This is a genomic window from Draconibacterium sediminis, assembly GCF_000949475.1.
Taxonomy (GTDB): Bacteria; Bacteroidota; Bacteroidia; order Bacteroidales; family Prolixibacteraceae; genus Draconibacterium; species Draconibacterium sediminis.
The window spans coordinates 463,828-478,270 of record NZ_JRHC01000001.1; the positions used below are offsets into that span (position 1 = coordinate 463,828).

Here is a 14,443-nt window from a genome sequence, read left to right on the forward strand (position 1 = left end):
CGGAGTGGATTAAATTAGTGCTAAAACCTACGAAAAATTCTATACCTGAATTGAGAATATAAATGTTATTGACAACAAATATTAAAAATATGTATCGATTTGCTCGTGTATTATTTCTGGCTATGGTTACGCTTTGTCCGTTTCTTGTTACCGGGCAGGATGAAGCTAAAAACGAAGCTGCGGAATTGGCAAAAAAGCTGTCAAATCCGATTGCCAGCCTTATCAGTCTTCCGCTACAAAATAACCTGGATGTGGGAATTGGCGAATTTAACGGATCCAGAAATACCTTAAATATTCAGCCGGTAATCCCCGTGTCTCTTTCTGAAAATCTTAATCTGATAACGCGCGTTATTTTGCCGGTGTATACCCAATACGACATCAGTGGAGAAGGTACCAGCCAAAGTGGGATTGGCGATGCGGTAATTAGTGGTTTTATCAGCCCAAAAGTGTCAAAAATAACCTGGGGAGTGGGGCCTGTTCTTCTGCTTCCAACCGGAGGAGATGCATTTTCGGCTGACAAATTTGGGATTGGGCCTACTGCTGTGGCACTTTATCAAACCAACGGAATGACGTTTGGCGGATTGGTAAACCAGATTTGGAGTCTGGATGAAAACAACACGGTTAGCAATATGTTCCTTCAGCCATTTTTTACCTATAACTGGAAATCGGGTGCCGGTATTGGCGCTAACCTGGAACTCACCCAAAACTGGAAAGCCGAAACTACCAATGTGTGGCTGAACCCTGTAGTTAGTGCAGTTACTTCCATGGGAAAACAGAAAGTGCAGTTTGCTATTGGTCCGAGATTTAATCTTGCCGCGCCCGACCATGCCAAATCGAAATTTGGTGTACGTTCTGTACTTGTATTTTTATTTCCAAAATAGAAAAATATTGAATTATGAAACGTAAATGGATAGTTGCAGCTCTTATTAGTCTGTTATTTTCAGCTTGTGTTCCAACAATGAAATACACCTGGACAAAAGAGAATTACACCGCAAAAAGTTTTGATAATATTTTGGTTTTGGCCATTTCTCAAAACCTGGAAGCCCGGACAGTTTTTGAAAACACCATTGTGAAAGCTTTGCAGGAAGAAGGATTTCAGGCAGAGAACAGTTTGAAATTATTTCCGCCTGTTGTTAGTATCGACAAACTAAGCGAGGAGGGAATCGAGTCGAAGATCAAAGCATCCGATTACGACGCTGTAATTGTATCGAGCCTTGTGGATGTGCAATCGCAGGAAGTTTATGAGTACGACAGTTTCTATCGCCCCTATCCTTATTTTTTTCCACGGCACATTTATTACGGTTATGGTTATGTTTACCGCCCGGGTTATTACCGGCAGGAAACTTCTTTTGTAATTGAATCGCGTTTGTTCGATACGGCTGCAACAACAAAAGAAAATGCCATTATCTGGTCGGGACAATCCGAATTAATCGATCCTGTTTCGTACGAATCAGGAGCAAAAGATCATGCCTATTCAATGGTGAAAACCTTGTTAAAATCAGGAGTTTTAAAACAATAATCGTCAAACGAATTAAATTAATTTTTAATCGGGTTTAGCCACTCCGATCGGAACATTTACTTTTAAAAGCAAGGAGTGATGAAGACTTGATGAGCGGTTTTTGAACACATCGGTCAGTCCCTGGTAGTAGCGAACTCCAATGCTCCAGCCTGTACCGCGAAAAAGTTTGTACCCGGCACCAACGGCAACGCCGGCATTAAACCAGTTCAGCAAGTCTTTATTATAGTCTTTTATTCTGATGTCTTTGTTGTCTTCGTCCGACGAAAAGGCTACCCATCCTTTGTACAACCAACCCACTTGAGGGCCGGCTTCCACGTAAATGTGGTTATCGAATTTGTAGTTGGCCAAAACCGGCACCATAAAAGCATTCACCTTTTGGTTGTATCTGCCTTCCACATTGTATGTCTCTGCTTCCAGAAATTCTAGATCAGAAGCCGAAAGATTACGCATTCCAAGGTTCGAAATGCCCTGAAATCCGGTGTGCAGAAACCAGCTGTCTTTCACTCTTATATCGAAATACATTCCAAGGTTAAAGGCACGGAGGTTTCCGGTGTTATCAAATCCGTTAACGTTCGTGAAGTCTAATCCTCCTTCAAGTCCAAACTCAATGTTAGGAGAGTTTAACTTGTCGCCCAGCAGCAAAGAAATGATTATCTGTGCGCCTGATAGGTTAGCCAGCAGAAGAAATGTGCTTATGATCAGTATTCTCTTCATTTATCAGTTTTACAAACGATTTGTCCTGAATTAAACAAGTGTATACAAGATAGGAATAAAACCAATGATGGGCAATGCCTTGTGAACAGTAAAAAGAACATTTGTTTAAGGGGTATGCGGGTAATTTTATTTGCGATTCAGAATTAAAAGTCCGAACTTTTGTATTGTGATTTTATCAAACATAATCAATTTATTTTTTCATGAGAAAAACCTTTGTTACAATGCTTTTCCTGTTTTCCGGATGGGCACTTTTTGCGCAGAGCATTGAAGTAACACCAATTTTCGGCTATTCAATTGCCGGGAAAGTACAAAATTACGGGCGTTACTTCGATGTAAAAAACGATGCACTTTACGGTGGTTTATTCAGTGTGCAGTTTGATGATATGATGTATGCCGAATTGAGTTACGAACGAAGCGATACAAAAGGAAATACTTTTTTGAACACGGTTGATATGGCCGTTGAGCACTACCAGGTTGGTATGCTTCGCGAATTCTCGGCCGGAACAGTAGTGCCGTTTGCCAAAGTAAGTTTTGGTACATCGCGTTATGTGCAAACGTCGGGTGGCGACGAGCGCACATGGCTTTTCTCCGGAGGAATCGGGGCAGGTGCCAAGGTATTTCTTTCCGACAGGGTTGGCCTGCGCTTGTTTACCAACCTGATGTTGCCACTTGAATTTGATGGCGCCGGGTTTTGGTGTGGAATCGGAACAGGTGGGAGTGGATGTTCCGGTGGAGTAAGTTTTAACGTGCCCATAGTACATTGGGATTTAGGCGCCGGGTTAATTATTCGTTTACAAGACTAGAAACAAATTAATTTATACTATGAAGACTTTACGGTTTATTTGCCTTTTACTGGCTACGCTTACCGCTTTTACGGCAAACAGCAAAGAAAAGCTTGTTTGGCCGCGCGAAATTGAGGCCTCAGGAAATGTAATTACGCTTTACCAGCCACAACTCGAGTCGCTGAACGGAAACATGCTCGATGGCCGGATGGCTGTTTCGATTAATACGAAAGACGACGAAATGATTTTTGGTGCCTTGTGGTTTAGCGCAACGCTTTTAACCGATATGGAAAACCGGACAGCCGACCTGGTAAAACTGGAAATTCCGATGGTAAAATTCCCTGATGTGGAAGATGAATCAAAACTGGAAAAGCTTAAGGAATTGGTTATCGCAGATTTGGAAGCTCTGGATGTGCAAATGTCGCTCGATCGTATTTTGGCCGACCTCGAAAATGAGGAAAACCTGGAATTGTTGAATGACCAACTCAACAACAATCCGCCCGAAATTTATTATCGCTCGTCGCCATCGGTGTTGGTGATTATCGATGGTGATCCGATTATGAAAACGGTGGAAAACTCAAGCCTGGAATATGTGCAGAATACACCTTTCCTGATTCTGAAACGGAAATCGGATTATTTTCTGAAAGGTGGAGATTATTGGTTTACGGCCTCTGATGTGTTGAGCAAAGATTGGAAACAAACCAAGTCGGTTCCGAAAGAGGTGAAAAAGGTGGCCGATAAAATGATGGAGAAAGAGAAAGAACCGGAAGTTGAAGGAAGCGATGCGATTCCGGAGATCATTGTTAGTTCGGTACCTGCCGAGCTCATCAGTTCTGACGGTAAACTGGAGTACGAAACCATAAAAGGCACATCGCTGCTGTACGTGAAAAACTCGGAAAACGATATCATAATGGACATCAATTCGCAGAATCATTTTGTGTTGCTGAATGGAAGGTGGTTTAGCTCAAAAACACTGGCCGATGGCGATTGGGCATTTGTAGAGCCGAATGATCTGCCCGAAGATTTTGCTAAAATTCCGGAAGATGAGTCGATTGCGACAGTAAGAGCCAGTGTGCCGGGAACACCCGAGGCAAAAGAGGCAAAATACGAACAGCAAATGCCGCAAACTGCAGTAGTTGATCGTAAAACAGCAACGGTTACTGTGGAATATGATGGTGATCCTAAATTTGAGAAAATTGAAGACTCAGAAGTGGAATATGCTATAAACACGGCAAGCACAGTATTGCGCATTAAAGGAAAATATTATTGTGTCGACGATGGAATCTGGTTCGAATCAACAAAAGCAAGCGGCCCGTGGATTGTTAGCGATTCGCGTCCTGTAGAGGTGGATGAAATTCCGCCAAGCGCCCCGGTTTACAACGTAAAATATGTGTATATCTACGATTCAACGCCCGATGTGGTTTATGTAGGTTACACACCAGGATATTGCCACTCGTATTGGTACAATGGCTGCGTTTTTTACGGAACCGGTTATTACTACCGCCCATGGTATGGCAGTTACTATTATCCGCGCCCGTGGACCTTTGGTTTTGGTGTACACTACAATCCGTACACAGGTTGGGGCTTTAATGTAGGATTCAGCTACGGATGGTTTCATATGAATTATTACGGTGGAGGTTATGGCTGGTGGGGGCCGGCAGGTTATCGTCACGGATACCGCCATGGCTATCATCACGGGTATCATCATGGCTACCGCGATGGCTATTTGCGGGGTTACGCAGGTGGTTATGCCAACGGCCGGTACAACTCGCGAAACATTTATAACCGCAGAGACCGTGGAATAAGAAGTACAAGCGATGTGCGAAATACAAATCTGCCCAACCGCAGAGACAATGTTTCTTCGCGCCCGTCATCTCGCCCGAACAATGTTTATACCGACCGCGATGGAAACATCATGCGTCGTGATAACAACGGCAACTGGCAGCAGGAGAATAAGCGGCCAAGCACACGTCCCGATCTGCCAAACAAATCGGGAAATACCAATGCAACGCGTCCAAGCACACGCCCAACTCAACCAACGCAGCGCCCGTCGACCCGGCCAACTCAGCCAACGCAAAGGCCAGCAACAAGACCAACGCAACCCACTCAGCGTCCGTCGGCAAGGCCATCAACGCGACCAAATACTTTAGAGCGTGATTTTAACAGCCGAAACAGGGGTACAACCCGGTATAATAATTTTAGGAATACCCGACCGACAACTACTCCGCGAAGCCGCCCAATGCCAACACGAGGTGGTGGAATGAGACGATGAGGCATAAAAAAGAGCAGATATTTTTGATATCTGCTCTTTTTTCGTTTTGTCTCGACTCTATTAGCGCGAAACCACTTTCTTGTTAATCAGTTGTTTGGTAACAAGGTAGGCCAAAGCTTTTGCCTCGTCTTCAACCGATTTAATATTGGTAGATTTTGATTGAGCGCGGTAAATCAATTTTTCCGACTCAACATCGTACAGGTTACATTCAATAAAATAGGTAGCATTGTCGGTATAGTAGCCCGAGTTGTAAATAGTTCCGAGCGAGTAGGCATAATAATCGTGGTACATTCCGCTTATCCCGTAGGGTGTACCATAGTAACCGGTTCCGCCAACGGCAATATTCCGGTCGTTCACCCATCTTTTTTCATGCGTTATATCAAAAAGGGTAACAATCATCAGGGCATCAATATTGTTTTCTTTCACTTTGGTTACCACCGATTTTCTAACAGCTTCCGAGTCTTTTAACAGCTCTTCGCCCTGGCTTATACGCGCTGCCAACGGAAATACATCAACGGTTGACATGCCGTTTAATCCTTTTTCTTTTAACTGATCAACTATGGCGTGTTCGGTAACATACCGGTTCGACGAATTGGGGAAAAGAACCGTTACACCAATATTGTCGTAGTGTTTTGGCGTACTGTCTTTGTCCGACCATGAATTGATGAGTTTGGTTGATGCGCAACTGGTAAGTAGAAAACCTACGGCGATTAGAAGATAACTTAATTGTTTCATTGTAACTAAATGTGTTGTTGTTATGTACAATATAACAAAATTTATCAAGAGTGGTTGTAATGATGAGTGAAGAGAAATGGTAAACAGCAGCTCTTATTTCAACAAAATAACTGAATGACATTATCTTTGCTTAATCACGGTGTTGTAAATCAGCGAATTAAATACCTTATATTTGAACTAAACAGACAGCAATGAAGCGTTTAATATTTAGTCTGGTTTTATTATTGCTCCTGAATTGTACTTATGCGCAGCAAACTGCCGACAGTGCACTTTTTTATCCGGTTGCTGATACGCTTACCGATATTCGTTTTTTTGATAATGAAGAAGCACTAACCATTACCTTAAAATACGATATCTCATCATTTATCAGAACAAAAGCCAAAGGAGCGTATTTTCCGGCCGAGCTTATCATTCATCCAACCGACAGCACCTCGATTGTGAAAAATATAAGACTGAAAGCACGTGGCAATTTTCGTCGGGGGCATTGTTTTTTTCCGCCGATTTACCTGAACTTTAAAACCGACCCCATTGAGCAAACCGAGTTAGCCGGAATTAAAAAAATAAAAATGGTAACTCATTGTTCTGCCTCAAAAGCCTACCGGGCTTATGTTTTGCGCGAGTTTCTGGCCTACAAAGTCTATACTATTTTAACCGAAAACAGCTTTCGGGTGAGGTTGTTGAATATTCATTACATCGATACCGGAAAGAAAGAACGCCACTATGAGCAAATTGGTTTTTTGATTGAGCCGATGGATTTGTTAACCAAACGACTGAGTGCGGTTGAAGTTCGCCAGGAGATCATGCTGGGGAAGAACCTGTTACCCGAAGAAAGTACATTCGTGGCTCTGTTCGAGTATTTCCTGGGAAATACCGACTGGCGTTTTAACGGTGGGCATAACATGAAATACATCAAGTTGTCGGAGCTTTTAAAACCCTATCCCGTTCCGGTTCCCTATGATTTCGATCACGCAGGATTTGTGAATACCAGTTACGCAATGTCGCAGACATGGAGCAGCGCCAGGAAAGTTACCGATCGCGATTTCCTTGGCTACTGCCAGGAAAACGAGGACGTTTACCGGGAGGCAATCGATTTATTTAATGCTAAAAAGGATGAGATAATAAATACCATCGAAACTTTTGAGTACCTCGACGTTAAGGATAAGAAGCATATATTATCGTTTGTTAATGAGTTTTTCGTTTTGGCTGAACGACCTCAGGACCTGATTTGGAAGCTGAAAAATGAATGCAGAGATATTGATTTTTAAAACTTACAGAGAATGACAGAGCAACAACTTATGCATATTACTGGAGAACCCTGGACTGAGTTTCTTATCCGGCTGGCAATAAATATTGTTTCCATTTTCTTTCTTATCAGGGTGGTTTACTACCCCAAAAACAGCCGGATTAAATACCTTTTCACTTTTTTCCTCATGGGAATGATGATCTTCCTGATCGCATCAATCCTTGATCGGGTGAGTTTAGATATGGGATTTGCACTCGGGTTGTTCGCCATATTTGGCATTATTCGCTACCGCTCGCCTTCTATCGATTTGAAAGAAATGACCTACCTGTTCCTGGTTATTGGTGTTTCCATAATAAACGCCTTACTCGAATTTAATATGCAAACCCTTTTCGGGCTTATACTTGCCAACCTGTTGATAAACGTTTCGGCGCTGCTAATGGAATATTATAAACCCCGGGCTTATGCGCTAAAACGGGCTTTGGTTTTTACTCCATCCGATTTTTCGGTGCTTAATGATAACCAGAGTTTGCTGGAAGAGATCAGGCAAAATACAGGTATTGATGTGTTACGGGTTGAACTGGATAAAATTAATAAAACCAGAAACGAAGTTACTGTTTGGATCTACTTTCACGAAAATAACCCCGAAAGGGTTGTTGAAAACCCTGGAGAAGGTTTGCCGTCGGCCGAATCGCCCACAATTTGGGAGAGCAACGATACCAGCAGTTATTAAATCAGCGTAGTTGCAGAGGCTGTTTTTTGGTGGGAATGATTTGTCAATCAATTGACTTGGTCCCCTGGTGGGGATATTTTCACCCATTCGGGGAAGTTGGGAGAGGTGAAATTATGTAACCGGTCTTCAATAAAAAAGGTCCGGGAAAAAACCGAACCTTTCGTATGTATTCAAACTCTTATAAGTCTATTTTAATCCAATTCCGAGGCCTAAGCTAAGGAACGACTGACTGGGGAATTCTCCCGATTTAAAGCCGTAATTGTATTTTAGTTTTACCGAAAGCCAGGCTTTGTAGTTCATATCGTAAAGCATCCCGATTTCGGGAGCAAGGTTAAATAGCCACTTGTCTTCGGTTAAGGTAAATACGCCAACATCGTTTCTGCTTTCGTTGTATGAAGTTCCTAAACCAAAACCAGCATATGGAATGTAATCGCCTTCTCCGCTGAAATATTTCTTTACATTCACCTGAAGCGGAACTATATTGGTGTAACGAAATTGTACAGCAGTAATGGTAAGGTCGTTATGGTAAAATGTTTCTTCCGGAATTTTTTCCCTGAACAAGTTCCAGGCAATGTTAAAACCCACCGATAGCTCTTCATTTAAAAACCGTTCAACTTCAAAATCAACACCACGCGGGCTAATGTTATTGCTGAAATCGGCTGTTCCTCCCATCGGAATCGAAGGCAGATAATTAATAAATATACTTGTTCCTTCCTGCGCTTTTAATGTAATGGTAGCCAAAAGTATAAATGATATAATGATGTATTTCTTCATAATTGCAGGGTTTATTTTTGTAAGTAAGGGCTTTGTTTAAATACCTGGTTAATCTCGTTGGTCAGGCGTTGCTGAAGAAATGTGTCCGATCCGGCCAGAATACCAATAGCAGCACCTTTCCAGGGCATTGGTACTTTAAACGAACTGTCGTCGCCTTCAGGCATCTCTGCGCCGTTCATATCCAACATGTCGATAAACAGTGTTCCAACCGTATATCCTTGCGAAGGATAAGTAGGATATCCTGGCCAAACCGGGTATCCCGGATACCATGGATCGCCGTACCATGGATACCACCAATCCCAGGGGTACCAGTACCACCAATCCCACCAGTAGTAGTAATAAAAGCTTAAATCGGTTTCAAGTACCGAAAGCATTATCGATACATCGGCGTCCATCTCACCGTCGGTGGGGCCGGTAACTTCTGTCCAGCCCATGTCAAGAAAATTTTGCCTAACCAAAGAAACTATAAGGTCGTTTTGCGAGTGGTCGACACTTGCCGATCCTGATTCTTCATCGTTAATATATATGATGGAATCTTCCAGGTAAAAAGTCTGGAGTTGAGAAAAATCCTGCTCTTCATCGTATTGCGTAATGGCAACGTCCAATTCTTCAACGGTGGCATCGTATTCCGGATGACACGAAAAAAGAACAGCCGAAACAAAGAGTAGAAGTGCAAAAATGGGGTAATTTCTATTCATAGTATCGAGTTTAAAATTTTACCTATAATGATAGGGTGTTTACATGTTAATCTTTTGCATTTTTAACATCTGTGGCTTCTAATTGTTCTTTAACGCCATCCAACCATAGCTGCAGGATTTGGTAGCCCAGCGCCAGAACTACTGCGCCAATAAACAAACCGATCATTCCCATCAATAACATGCCGCCAATAGCCCCAATTAAAATAACAAGCATAGGGATATTGAGTCCACGGCCCAGCAACATAGGTTTAAGTACATTGTCGCTTAAGGCTCCCACAACTCCCCAAATGGTAAACAACACTGCGGGGGCCCCGCCAACTGCCGAAAACATGTAAATAATAAGTGGTATGATAATTAGAAATACCGGTATCTGCGCTACTGCAAAGAAAAATGTAACCAGCGTTAATAGTGCTGCCAGAGGTATTTTAAACACAAAAAATGCTGCAGAAATAATGGCTGTTTGTATAACTGCTGTTCCTAAAATACCGGTAACTACACTACTTACGGTTTTCCTTGAGTTATCTACAATCTCAGTACCTTTTTCTTCGCCCACCAAACGATTGAAAAGCTTGTAGATAAAAGGATAGCCCGAAGTTGCATTGGCCAAAAACAGGCCCGAAATAATAATCGACAGCATAAAAACCAGTATGCTTCCCATAAAACTTTTAAAGAAGTTGAGCACCTTGTGTCCTAACGCCTCTATTTGTGGTTTGAATTGTTCGGCTGCCTCCCGAACATCAACAGCAAACTGGTGCCACGAATTGTATATCGATTTCCCAACCAACGGCCATCCTGCAACATTTTCGGGTGGCTCGTTAACTGCCAGGTCGCCTGCTTTTAGGTGCCCCGACAGTTCTTTTACATTCTCGAACAAGTGATCGACAAATGTACCAGCGGGAATGAGCAATAGGGCTAAAAGGACAAGTGTAATTATTGTTGCCGACAATCCGGTTTTACCTTTTAGCAATTTCGATAAACGAAGGTGTAAAGGGTAAAATGCAATTGCAATGATCATTCCCCAGATTACAGGCACCAAAAATGGCTTAAAAATGAGGAAGCAGATTACTACTATTAAGAAAATTAGTGCAGTTTTTACGTAGGTCTCAATGTTCTCTTGTGCAAATGTGTTGGTTGCTTTTTTTATTGACATGATGTAGTTGTATTTAGTTATGTTACATGGTGATTGACTTTTTGCTGAAATAGTATGCTCTATTGTGTATTATCGTGATATCGTAATTAACTTTTGACTAAATTTACGGCATTAAATTAAATTTGTCAAGTGACATCGAAATTGAAAATATCGAATCTTCTGATAAGCTACCGGTGCTTGTTCGAGTGCTGGATCTTGTATGCTTAGAATTTCCCCCAAAAGTTACCCCTGTTTCTTTATTGTTTAATTTAATTTTTTTGAAGTCATGTCTTTAGCAGATGAACTAACCATAAAGACACCCGAGCGCCCGGCTGGCGCTGAAGGTAATTTTTATACACCGCACCCTGATGCCATTGGTCCCGGTATGAACGAACGCATTCAGCGATTGCGTAAACTAAGTGTTGAAACACAGGAGTCGCTGTCGATTGAGCGCGCTTTGATCACCACAAAGTTTTACAAAGAAAACTACGGCAAGTACTCCGAGCCGATGATGCGTGCCCTGAATTTTTTGGAGATTTGTAAGCAAAAAACCATTTACATAGGCGACGATGAATTGATTGTTGCCGAACGTGGCCCGGTTCCGAAATCGGTTCCTACCTTCCCTGAATTAACCTGTCACAGCGTTGAGGATTTTCATGTGTTAAACACACGCGATCAGCAACAGTATACCATTTCGCAGGAAGATATTGATACCTACGAACAGGAAGTAATTCCATACTGGCAGGGCCGAACCATGCGCGAGCGGATTTTTAATCATGTTCCGCAGGAGTGGCAGCGTGCGTACGAAGCAGGTGTGTTTACCGAGTTTATGGAGCAGCGTGCTCCCGGTCATACCGCGCTCGATGGGGCGATCTACAAAAAGGGAATGCTCGATTATAAAAAGGAGATCAACGATCACATCAATCGGCTCGACTTTTTGAATGACCCGGAAGCCACTGAAAAGCTGGAGCAATTAAAAGCCATGGACGTATCGTGCGATGCAGCTATTGTATTTGCCGAGCGCCATGCCGACCTCGCCGAGGAAATGGCAAAAACCGAAAGTAATCCGAAACGTGTTGCCGAACTGAAACGAATAGCAGAAGTGTGTCGTTGGGTACCTGCCAATGCGCCACGAAACGTGTGGGAAGCCATTCAGATGTACTGGTTTGTGCACCTCGGAACCGTTACCGAATTAAACGGTTGGGATGCGATGAACCCGGGCCATTTCGATCAGCACCTTACACCGTTCTACGAAAAGGAACTGGCCGAAGGAACACTGACCCGCGATGAGGCCAAGGAACTGATCAGCTGTTTCTGGATAAAAGTTAATAACCACCCTGCGCCACCAAAAGTAGGTATTACAGCGCGCGAAAGTGGTACATTCAACGACTTCACCAACATTAACATCGGTGGTGTTAAACCGGATGGGACTGATGGCGTAAGCGAGGTGTCGTACATGATGCTGGAAGTTATTGAAGAGCTGCACATTTTGCAGCCTGGTAACTCGGTACACATTGCAAAGGTTACTCCCGATGCGTTTTTACAGGCTGCCGGTAAACTGATCCGCCAGGGACACGGTTACCCTTCGGTGTTTAACCCCGATATGTATATTCAGGAAATGGTGAACCAGGGAAAAACCCTGCAGGATGCACGTGAAGGTGGTTGTAGCGGTTGTATCGAGGTGGGAGCGTTTGGTAAAGAAGCCTATTTGCTGACAGGTTATTTGAACGTTCCGAAGGTTCTGGAGATCACACTGAATAACGGTATCGATCCGCTTACCGGGAAAGTAGCCGGTATTGAAACCGGCGATCCACGCAGCTTTAAAAGCTACGAAGAGCTGTACGAAGCTTTCCTCAAGCAGCTGAACTTTGTGGTTGACCAAAAAATTCGCGTAAGCAACTACATCGACCAGATGTTTGCCAAATATGCACCGGCGCCCTTCCTTTCGGTGGTGATTGAAGATTGCATCTCGAAAGGAAAAGACTACTACAACGGTGGACCGCGCTACAACACCAACTACATTCAGTGTACCGGTTTGGCTACGGTAACCGACAGTCTTTCGGTGCTGAAAAAGCATGTTTTCGAAGACAAGACTTTTCCGATGGATACCCTACTGGATGCAGTAGCCAAAAACTTTGAAGGCGAAGAAGTGTTGCGTCAGCGAATTCTGAACCGCACGCCGTTCTTTGGCAACGACGATGAATATGCCGATACCATTGCCGTACAGGTGTACAACGACTTGCTGGCTGCCATTGAAGGCAAACCAAATACCAAAGGAGAAGTATTTCATTTAAATATGCTTTCAACCACCTGCCACGTGTATTTTGGGCTGGTGCTGGGAGCTACACCAAACGGACGATTTGCCGGTAAATCGATTTCTGATGGTACATCGCCATCGCACGGTTGCGATACACACGGACCAACAAACGTGATCCGCTCGCTGGGGAAACTCGATCAGTCGAAATCGGGAGGTACCTTGCTGAACTTACGTTTTGTGCCGAGTTTGCTAAAACGCGACAAAGACGTGGAGAAACTGGGGCACCTTATCCGCAGTTATTTCTCGTTGGGAGGTCACCACATTCAGTTTAATATTGTTGATACAGCAACGCTTTTGGCGGCACAGGCTTGTCCCGAAGATTACAAAGACCTGCTGGTGCGTATGGCCGGTTACAGCGATTATTTTAACGATATGAATGCCGATCTGCAACAGGAAGTAATTGACCGTACACAGAATGAGGTGCTATAATGAAGCAAGTGAGGATAAAGTTATAAGTACCCCCCGTTTCCGCCGGGCCTTCTTCGAAGCCACCGGCTCCAACTGTCCCCCTGAATCAGGGGGACAGTTGAGGCCGCAAGCTCCGTTGACGGAGCGAGGCCGAAACGGGGGGTATACAACAATCATTTGGTAAACATTAATCAATGAATCAACCACTAATATTCGATATAAAACGATACGCCATTAACGACGGGCCGGGTATCCGAATCACCATTTTTATGAAAGGATGCCCCTTGAGTTGTAAATGGTGTCACAATCCCGAAAGCCAGTCGCCGGGTGTACAAAAGCTATACACCGAGTCGAAATGTATTGGTGCGCAGGAGTGTATAAAAATGTGCCCGGAAGATGCGCTGACACTCACGCCAAAAGGAATTGTTACCGACTACCAAACCTGTACCCTTTGTGGTATTTGTGCGGACGTATGCCCTACGAAAGCCATCGAAATGTCGGGGCGGCCCTACGAGGTGGAGGAGCTGATGCAGATCATCGAACGCGAACGCGTACACATCGAGCAATCGAACGGTGGCGTTACTTTTTCGGGGGGAGAGCCTTTGTTGAATGCCGGGTTTCTGATGAAAATGCTGGATGCCTGTGGCGAAAAGAAACTACACCGAACCGTTGATACCTGTGGATTTTCCGACAGCGAAACCTTGCTGGAAGTAGCTAAACGCACCGAACTTTTTCTGTTCGACCTGAAGCTGATGGATGAGGCAAAACATAAAAAGTGGACGGGCGTAAGCAACAAGCTTATCCTGAAAAACCTTCAGTTGCTGGCCGAAAGCGGCGCGAACATCAATATTCGTGTGCCCTTTATCCGCAATGTAAATGCCGACCATAACACGCTTACAGAAATGGCCGAATTTATTGCCGCATTGCCGGGTAAAAAGCCGGTAGTAAACTTATTGCCGTACCACAATATTGCCGCCAACAAGTACAACAAGCTGGGATCGGAATACAAGGCCTTTAATATGGAAGAGCCTACCGAAGAGGAGCAAAACAGGGCGATAGCTATATTCGAGAAATATGGTATTGAGGCTGAGATTGGCGGATAAGGATTTAATGAAATTTAGG

13 protein-coding genes are annotated in these 14,443 nt (G+C 43.7%); 8 read left to right on the forward strand and 5 right to left on the reverse strand.

Annotated elements, in window-relative coordinates; translation table 11 throughout:
* Positions 1-89: 89 nt before the first annotated feature.
* Positions 90-881 carry a transporter gene (locus tag LH29_RS01855; RefSeq protein WP_157493532.1) on the forward strand — a complete coding sequence of 264 codons (792 nt, stop codon included), beginning with the start codon at positions 90-92 and terminating at the stop codon, positions 879-881.
* 14 nt (positions 882-895) lie between these two features.
* A complete protein-coding gene (locus LH29_RS01860) occupies positions 896-1,519 on the forward strand; it encodes a type 2 periplasmic-binding domain-containing protein (protein WP_045025852.1) in 624 nt (207 codons plus the stop codon).
* 24 nt (positions 1,520-1,543) lie between these two features.
* Here the strand turns inward: LH29_RS01860 and LH29_RS01865 are convergent, their stop codons facing one another.
* Positions 1,544-2,233, reverse strand: a complete 690-nt coding sequence (locus LH29_RS01865; protein WP_045025853.1) for a porin family protein — start codon at positions 2,231-2,233, stop codon at positions 1,544-1,546.
* A gap of 200 nt (positions 2,234-2,433) precedes the next feature.
* Between LH29_RS01865 and LH29_RS23560 the strand changes: the two genes are divergently transcribed.
* Positions 2,434-3,036 (forward strand): hypothetical protein, encoded by a 603-nt coding sequence (locus LH29_RS23560; RefSeq protein WP_052670542.1) that lies wholly within the window; start codon positions 2,434-2,436, stop codon positions 3,034-3,036.
* 19 nt (positions 3,037-3,055) lie between these two features.
* Positions 3,056-5,287, forward strand: a complete 2,232-nt coding sequence (locus LH29_RS01875; protein ID WP_052670543.1) for a PT domain-containing protein — start codon at positions 3,056-3,058, stop codon at positions 5,285-5,287.
* A gap of 60 nt (positions 5,288-5,347) precedes the next feature.
* On the opposite strand, the gene LH29_RS01880 is transcribed toward LH29_RS01875, so the two are convergent.
* Positions 5,348-6,022, reverse strand: a complete 675-nt coding sequence (locus LH29_RS01880; protein WP_045025854.1) for a hypothetical protein — start codon at positions 6,020-6,022, stop codon at positions 5,348-5,350.
* 191 nt (positions 6,023-6,213) lie between these two features.
* On the opposite strand from LH29_RS01880, the gene LH29_RS01885 reads away from it, so the two are divergent.
* Together LH29_RS01885 and LH29_RS01890 are read left to right on the forward strand one after the other, a co-directional pair.
* Positions 6,214-7,287 (forward strand): hypothetical protein, encoded by a 1,074-nt coding sequence (locus LH29_RS01885; RefSeq protein WP_045025855.1) that lies wholly within the window; start codon positions 6,214-6,216, stop codon positions 7,285-7,287.
* Positions 7,288-7,299: 12 nt separating this feature from the next.
* Complete coding sequence (locus LH29_RS01890; protein WP_045025856.1) at positions 7,300-7,995, forward strand: DUF4956 domain-containing protein; 696 nt, start codon at positions 7,300-7,302, stop codon at positions 7,993-7,995.
* Positions 7,996-8,181: 186 nt separating this feature from the next.
* On the opposite strand, the gene LH29_RS01895 is transcribed toward LH29_RS01890, so the two are convergent.
* From LH29_RS01895 to LH29_RS01905, 3 genes are read right to left on the reverse strand one after another with little or no spacing between them, the layout of a single operon-like run.
* Positions 8,182-8,769 carry a hypothetical protein gene (locus tag LH29_RS01895; protein ID WP_045025857.1) on the reverse strand — a complete coding sequence of 196 codons (588 nt, stop codon included), beginning with the start codon at positions 8,767-8,769 and terminating at the stop codon, positions 8,182-8,184.
* A gap of 11 nt (positions 8,770-8,780) precedes the next feature.
* Complete coding sequence (locus LH29_RS01900; protein WP_045025858.1) at positions 8,781-9,467, reverse strand: DUF4136 domain-containing protein; 687 nt, start codon at positions 9,465-9,467, stop codon at positions 8,781-8,783.
* Positions 9,468-9,513: 46 nt separating this feature from the next.
* A complete protein-coding gene (locus LH29_RS01905) occupies positions 9,514-10,617 on the reverse strand; it encodes an AI-2E family transporter (protein ID WP_045025859.1) in 1,104 nt (367 codons plus the stop codon).
* A 265-nt stretch (positions 10,618-10,882) separates the two neighbouring features.
* Here LH29_RS01905 and hypD point away from each other — a divergent pair, with 265 nt between their 5' ends.
* Positions 10,883-13,342, forward strand: a complete 2,460-nt coding sequence (hypD, locus tag LH29_RS01910) for a trans-4-hydroxy-L-proline dehydratase (protein WP_045025860.1) — start codon at positions 10,883-10,885, stop codon at positions 13,340-13,342.
* A 173-nt stretch (positions 13,343-13,515) separates the two neighbouring features.
* The gene (locus LH29_RS01915) at positions 13,516-14,424 is read left to right on the forward strand and encodes a glycyl-radical enzyme activating protein (protein ID WP_045025861.1); all 909 of its coding nucleotides are present in this window, start codon (positions 13,516-13,518) and stop codon (positions 14,422-14,424) included.
* Positions 14,425-14,443: the final 19 nt, after the last annotated feature.